Source organism: Azospirillum sp. (genome assembly GCF_035627195.1).
Taxonomy (GTDB): Bacteria; Pseudomonadota; Alphaproteobacteria; order Azospirillales; family Azospirillaceae; genus Azospirillum.
On the sequence record NZ_DASPMG010000384.1, the window covers coordinates 1 to 5,791 of the forward strand.

At 73.1% G+C, this 5,791-nt stretch carries 6 protein-coding genes; 5 read left to right on the forward strand and 1 reads right to left on the reverse strand.

What is annotated here, in order from left to right; all coding sequences use genetic code 11:
• The first annotated feature begins 154 nt into the window (after positions 1-154).
• Entirely contained in the window at positions 155-475 is a 321-nt protein-coding gene (locus VED21_RS33490) for a cytochrome c (protein WP_324890256.1), read from the forward strand.
• Between the two features lie 96 nt (positions 476-571).
• The gene (locus tag VED21_RS33495) at positions 572-976 is read left to right on the forward strand and encodes a hypothetical protein (protein ID WP_324890257.1); all 405 of its coding nucleotides are present in this window, start codon (positions 572-574) and stop codon (positions 974-976) included.
• Positions 977-994: 18 nt separating this feature from the next.
• Here the strand turns inward: VED21_RS33495 and VED21_RS33500 are convergent, their stop codons facing one another.
• Entirely contained in the window at positions 995-2,983 is a 1,989-nt protein-coding gene (locus VED21_RS33500; protein ID WP_324890258.1) for a HAMP domain-containing methyl-accepting chemotaxis protein, read from the reverse strand.
• Between the two features lie 196 nt (positions 2,984-3,179).
• Here VED21_RS33500 and VED21_RS33505 point away from each other — a divergent pair, with 196 nt between their 5' ends.
• From VED21_RS33505 to VED21_RS33515, 3 genes are all read left to right on the forward strand, one after another.
• Positions 3,180-4,088, forward strand: a complete 909-nt coding sequence (locus VED21_RS33505) for a CheR family methyltransferase (RefSeq protein ID WP_324890259.1) — start codon at positions 3,180-3,182, stop codon at positions 4,086-4,088.
• A complete protein-coding gene (locus VED21_RS33510) occupies positions 4,085-5,425 on the forward strand; it encodes a chemotaxis protein CheW (protein ID WP_324890260.1) in 1,341 nt (446 codons plus the stop codon). The genes VED21_RS33505 and VED21_RS33510 overlap by 4 nt, the downstream gene beginning before the upstream one ends.
• A partial coding sequence (locus VED21_RS33515; protein ID WP_324890261.1) for a response regulator occupies positions 5,422-5,791 on the forward strand: 370 nt, incomplete at its 3' end. The genes VED21_RS33510 and VED21_RS33515, both read left to right, overlap by 4 nt.

Below are 5,791 nucleotides of genomic sequence, written 5' to 3' on the forward strand. Positions count from 1 at the left end.
ACCTCGTGGAGCGGGTGCAGGACGCCGGCATCACCGAACTGGCCCTGCGCGCCTATCTGCGGACCTCGCACCCCGTCATGCCGAACATCCGGCTGACGGCCGAGCAGACCGACGACATCGTCGCCTACCTGCTCAGCCTCAAGGGCGTGAAGCGATGAAGCGCCTCGCCGCCGCCGCGCTGCTGCTGGCAACACCGCTGCTGGCCGCAGTGCCGGCCGCACCCGCCGGCGCGGCGGACGCGCAGAACGGGCGCGCCATCGCCGAGCGCTGGTGCGCGGCCTGCCACGTCGTGGCGGAAGGGCGCAGCGGCAGCGACGCGGCACCGCCCCTTCCGCAGATCGCCCGCAACCGGGCTGCCGACCAGCGCTGGCTGCGCGCGTGGCTCACCGACCCGCACCCGCCGATGCCCAACCTGAACCTGAGCCGCAGCGACATCGACGATGTCGTCGCCTACCTGGAACGCCTGGCGCGCTGAAATCTGCGTCGCCACACGAAACAATCCCCTCCCCTCCCCGGTTGTCCGGGTCATGGCCGGCGGCAGCGCCGGCCGCGCCTATCGAGGGAGTGGACGATGAAGCGTACGTTGACCATGGCCGCCTCGGCGGTCGGAACCTTCCTTCTTCTGAGCCTTCCCCTGAGCCCGGCGGCGCAGGCGCAGCAGAACCAGGGCCAGGGCGGCGGCTGGGGCGGCGCGCTCGACCAGCTGAACCGCGCGGTCAACCCGAACAACTACGAAAACGAGCAGCGCGCCCGCGATGCCGAGCGGTACGAGCGCGAGCGGCGGATGGAAGGCTCCTCCTCACGCGACGCGGGGCGCGACACCGGCCGGGAGTCCGGCCGCAGCGAGTACAGCCGCTGGTCCGACAACGACCTGCGCGACCAGTTCGGCCGGGTGTCCGACGAGCAGCGCCAGCTCCAGCGCGAACGCCGCGCCATCGAGGATGAGATGGACCGCCGCGGCATCAGCCGCCGATAAACAGCCGGCGGTAAGCGCCTACAGCGCCTTGAACCGCGCCACCTGCTGGCGGGTCTCGTCGGCGAGGCGGGAGAGCTGCTGCATGGTGGCGGCGATCTCCTCGGACGCGGCGGCGTTCTTCTGGGCGACGAGGCGGACGCTGTCGACGTTCGCCTCGATCTCCCGCACCGAACTCTGCTGCTCCTCCATCGCCACGGCGACGGACTGGAACATGCGGTCCAGGTGGCCGACGCGGTCGGCCAGATCCTCCATCATGCGGCCGACCTGACCGGTCACCGCCATCCCCTCCTCCGCCAGCGTGCTCGCCGCCTCGATGATCTCGGCGATCTGGCGGGCGGATTCCACGGCGTTGTCGGCCAGCTTGCCGACCTCCTCCGCCACCACTTCGAAGCCCTTGCCGGCCTCGCCGGCCCGCGCCGCCTCGATGGAGGCGTTCACCGACAGGATGTTGGTCTTCACGGCGATCTGGGTGATCGCCTCGGTGATGCGGCCGATGCGGCGGGAGTTGTCGGCGATGGTCTGAGACACGGTCAGCAGGCGCGCCATGTCCGCCTTGCCCTTTTCGGCGAAGCCGGCCGCCGCCTTCACCATGTCCGACGCGTTGCGGGTGTTCTCCGTGACGTGCGCGATGGCGTGGGCGGACTGGCTGACGGCCGTGGCCACCTGGTCCAGGTCCTCCGTCTGCGACAAGGCACCGTCGGAGACCTGCGCCACGGCGACGCTGGCCTGCCCGGCCGCGACCGCCACCTGGATCGCCTGCTCGCCGATCTCGCGGAAGGCGGCTCCCGTCTCGTGCAGCAGCGCCACCATCTCGCCATAGGCGCCGCGGAAATCGATGGCCTCGGCCGGCGCCGGCTCCACCGCGCCATGGACGGCGCCCGACAGGCGGTGCATCTCGGCGTGCAGGCCGTGCAGCACACGGATGACGTTGGCAATGGCGAGGCCGATGGCGCCCAGCTCGTCCCGCCGGTCGGTTCCGGGCACGGTGACGGTGACGTCGCCTTCCGACAGACGCTGGATCGCCTGGGTGATGGCGGTGATCGGCCGCGTCAGCGCCCGCGCGATCAGCACCGAGAACACCACGCCCAACGCCAGCGCCCCCAGCGCCCCCAGCGTGATGAACAGGCTGGCGTCGGCGCGCCCGGCCTCGCGCACCGCCATCTCGCGGGCGACGACGGCGCCGACGCGCTCGCTCACCCCGGCGGCGGCGGCCTTCATGCCGTCGCGGATCTTCGCCTGCCGCTCGCCGATGTCGGCGGCGATCAGGAAGGACTGCTCCAGGTCCAGGACGATCGGCGTCAGCGCGTCGAGCTGCTTCAGCGTCTCCAGATCGGTGGTCGCCTTGCGCACGTCGCCGTTCAGCGTCAGCAGGCGCTCCACGCCCTGGCCCAGGCGCTTGCGCCCGGCCTCGCTGCCGTCGACAAGGTATTGCCGCACGCCCAGCAGCGCCGCCTGTGCCTCGCGCACCATGCCGGCGGCGAACAGGCGCAGCGCCGTCGCCTGCTCGACCACCGCCACGGCGGCGCCGTCGCCGCCCCTGGCGGCCGGCAGCGCCGCGCCGGCGCGCGCCGCCTGCGCGGCGGCCAACGCGTCGGCCACGCGCTCCAGGTCGGCGGCGCCTTTGTTCAGCGCGTCCAGGCTGCGGCGCTTGTCGGCCTCCAGCTTCACGTACTGCTCGAACGCCGCCCGGTAGGTGTCCAGCGCCGCCAGCACCCCGCCGATCGCCGCCCCGCCGTCGCCGAAGGCCGGCTGCAGCGCGGTGGCGCGCTCCTTCAGGTCGTCGGTCAGGGCGCGCACGCGCTGTGCGGCGGCGGCGTTGCCCTCCTCGACGTAGCGGGCCTCCTCCAGGCGGGTCAGCTTCAGCGTGTCGTCGAGCGCGCCGGTGCGGCTCGCCAGCTCGACCCGGCCGGCATAGGTGTTCAGGCCGTTCCAGCCGATCACGGCGACCACCACGGTCAGCAGCAGCACGGCCGCGAAACCCAGCGCGATGCGCGTTCCGATCGGCATCCATCCACCTTTCGCACCACACGCCGCTCACCGGCGGCCGGCGCGACTGTAGCGAAATCGACCGCCCTTTGCCACCGGGCGCCCGTACGGCTCGAATCCGGCACGCTGCATGCCATCCTATGCGAATGGCGCTTCGCGTGTCCCGCCGAACGCGGCTATCATGGGCGCCCCGCCGAACCGGAGACACCCGCCCGCCATGACCGTTCCCCCGCACAGCGCGGACGATGGGGCCATCGCCGCCGCCATCACCGTCTTCGCGCGGCGGCTGCTGGACGACGTGCGGCGCAAGAGCGGCATCCGCCACGACCGGCCGCTGGAACGCAAGCTGTGCCGCATCCTGGCCTCCATGCCGCTGCCGGCGCTGGAGCAATGGGTGGCCGTCGTCGAGGCGGCACCCCCCGATTCCCCCGCCTGGCTGAGCTTCATCGAGAACCTGACGATCCACGAGACCTATTTCTTCCGCGACATCCCGCACCACGCCCACCTGCGCGCCACCGTGCTGCCGGCCAGCATCGCCGCCCGACGCGCGCGGGGCGAACGTACGCTCCGCCTCTGGAGTGCCGGCTGCGCCACGGGGGAGGAGGCCTATTCGCTGGCCATCGTGGCGCTGGAGGCGCTGGCCGACCTGGGCGAGGCGGAGCGTACGGGGCACGGCATCGTCACCGGCTGGACGCTGGACGTGCTGGGCACCGACCTCAGCCGTCTGGCGGTGGCGCAGGCGAAGAACGCCTGCTACGGCGGCGAAGGTCTCGGCCCCTTCCGCGACCTGCCGCCGGACTACGCCGGCTGGTTCGTGCCGCTCGAGGGGGCGGAGGCCGGCACCCGCCGCGTGCGCGCCGACGCGCGCCGCGCCGTGCGCTTCCGCCAGCACAACCTGATGCTGCCGGAACCGCCGGAGACGGGGTTCGACCTGGTGTCCTGCCGCAACGTGCTGATCTACTTCGACGACGACGCCCGCCAGGCGGCGCAGCGCCAGCTGGCGGCGGCGCTGGGGCCGGGCGGCTGGCTGGTGCTGGGCACCACCGACAAGCCGGCGGCGCCGCAGCGCTTCGAGAAGCACCGGGGCGAGCGCGCCCTCGCCTACCGGCTGGCGGAGGCGGCATGACGGCCGGCTTCTTCACCTTCGAGCGCGGCGGCGGCTGGTTCGCCGTGGATGCCGGAGCGGTGGCCGAGATTGCCGAGGCCGGCGCCGTCACCCGCCTGCCCTTCGCCCCGCCGCACGTGGAGGGTGTCGCCGCCGTCGGCGGGCGCCTGATGCCGCTGGTCGACCCGGCCGGCGACCCGGCGCTGGGCCTGGACCGCGGCACGGTGGGCACGCGGTTCGTCGTGCTGCGCACGCCGCGCGGCGCGCTGGCCCTGCGCGCCGGCCGCACCGGCGGCACGGTGACGGACCCGGCGCTGCGGGCGCCGGGTCCGGACGCGACGTCGCTGCCCATCGTGGCCCGCTTTCCGCACGACGGCGCCGACGCGCTGGTCATCGACCCGGCGCGCATCGCGATCGGCCGTGGCATGCCCTTCGCGGACGTGCCGGAGGACGCCGTGCTGGTCGGCGGCCCGCCACAGGAGGGACCGCGCCGCAGCGCCGCCTCCGTCCGCCTGCTGGTGGTGGAATGCGGCGGCCGGCGGCTGGCGCTGGAGATGGACGGGCTTCTGATGGTCTTCGCCGTCACCGAGGTGCAGCCCCTGCCGCACGCCCCCCGCATGGTGCGCGGCATGACGCAGGTGCGCCGCCGGCCGGTGCTTCTGATCGACCCGCTGTTCGGGGAGGGCCGCGACGACGGCTACGCGGTCGCTTTCCGCACGGCGCGCGGGCCGGTGGCGTTGCGGGTGGGCGCCGTGCGCGGGGTGATGCGGGTCGCCCCCGACCGCATCGTGACGGAAGCCGGTGCGCCCGGCGCCACGGTCGATTACGATGGCACCCGGATCGACGTGCGCAACGGGGCGCGAATGGTGAGCGAACAACTCGACCGCATCGCCGGGCTGGTTCCGGCGACCGGCGGCCCGGCCGACGGGCTGGAGCCGCCGCGGCGCGCGTTGCGCCGCTTCCTCACCATCGCCGTGGGCGAACGCACCTACGCGCTGGAGTTCGAACGGGTGCACCGTGTGGTCGAGTACAGCGGATGCCGGCGCCTGCCCGGCGGCGCCATCCGTTTCGACGGCATCACCGGCGTGGACGGCGACATCCTGCCCGTCGCCGACCTGCGCCGCGTGCTGGTCCATACGGCGCAGGACAAGGGGGTCGCGATCCTGGTGCCGGTCGGCGGCGGCACCGTCGCCGTCATCGCCGACGCCATCCAGCGCATCCGCAAGGTGCCCGCCGACGAGGTCGATCCCATGGACGACGCCACCACCGCCGCGGTCGTGCGGATCGACGGCCGCCTCGTCCCGGTGCTGCGGCCCGAAGGGCTGATGGCGCCGCAACGCGCGGGTGCGTCCGCATGACCCAGCCGCGCATCCGCCTTCTGATCGTCGACGATTCCAACTTCGTGCGCGTGGCCCTGCGCAAGATGCTGGAACCCGCCGACGACATCGAGATCGTCGGGGAGGCGCGCAACGGTGCGGAGGCGCTGCGCCTGTCGCGCAAGCTGAAGCCGCACGTCATCGCCATGGACCTGAACATGCCGATCATGGACGGCATCGAGGCGGTGCAGGCGATCACGCGCGAAAAGGGCCCGCCCGCCATCATGGTCTCCAACGAGACGTCGGAAGGGGCGGCGGCCACCATCCGGGCGCTGGAGGCCGGGGCGGTGGACTTCGTCTGCAAGAACACCTCCTTCGTCACCTTCGACACCGACTCCATCGAACGGC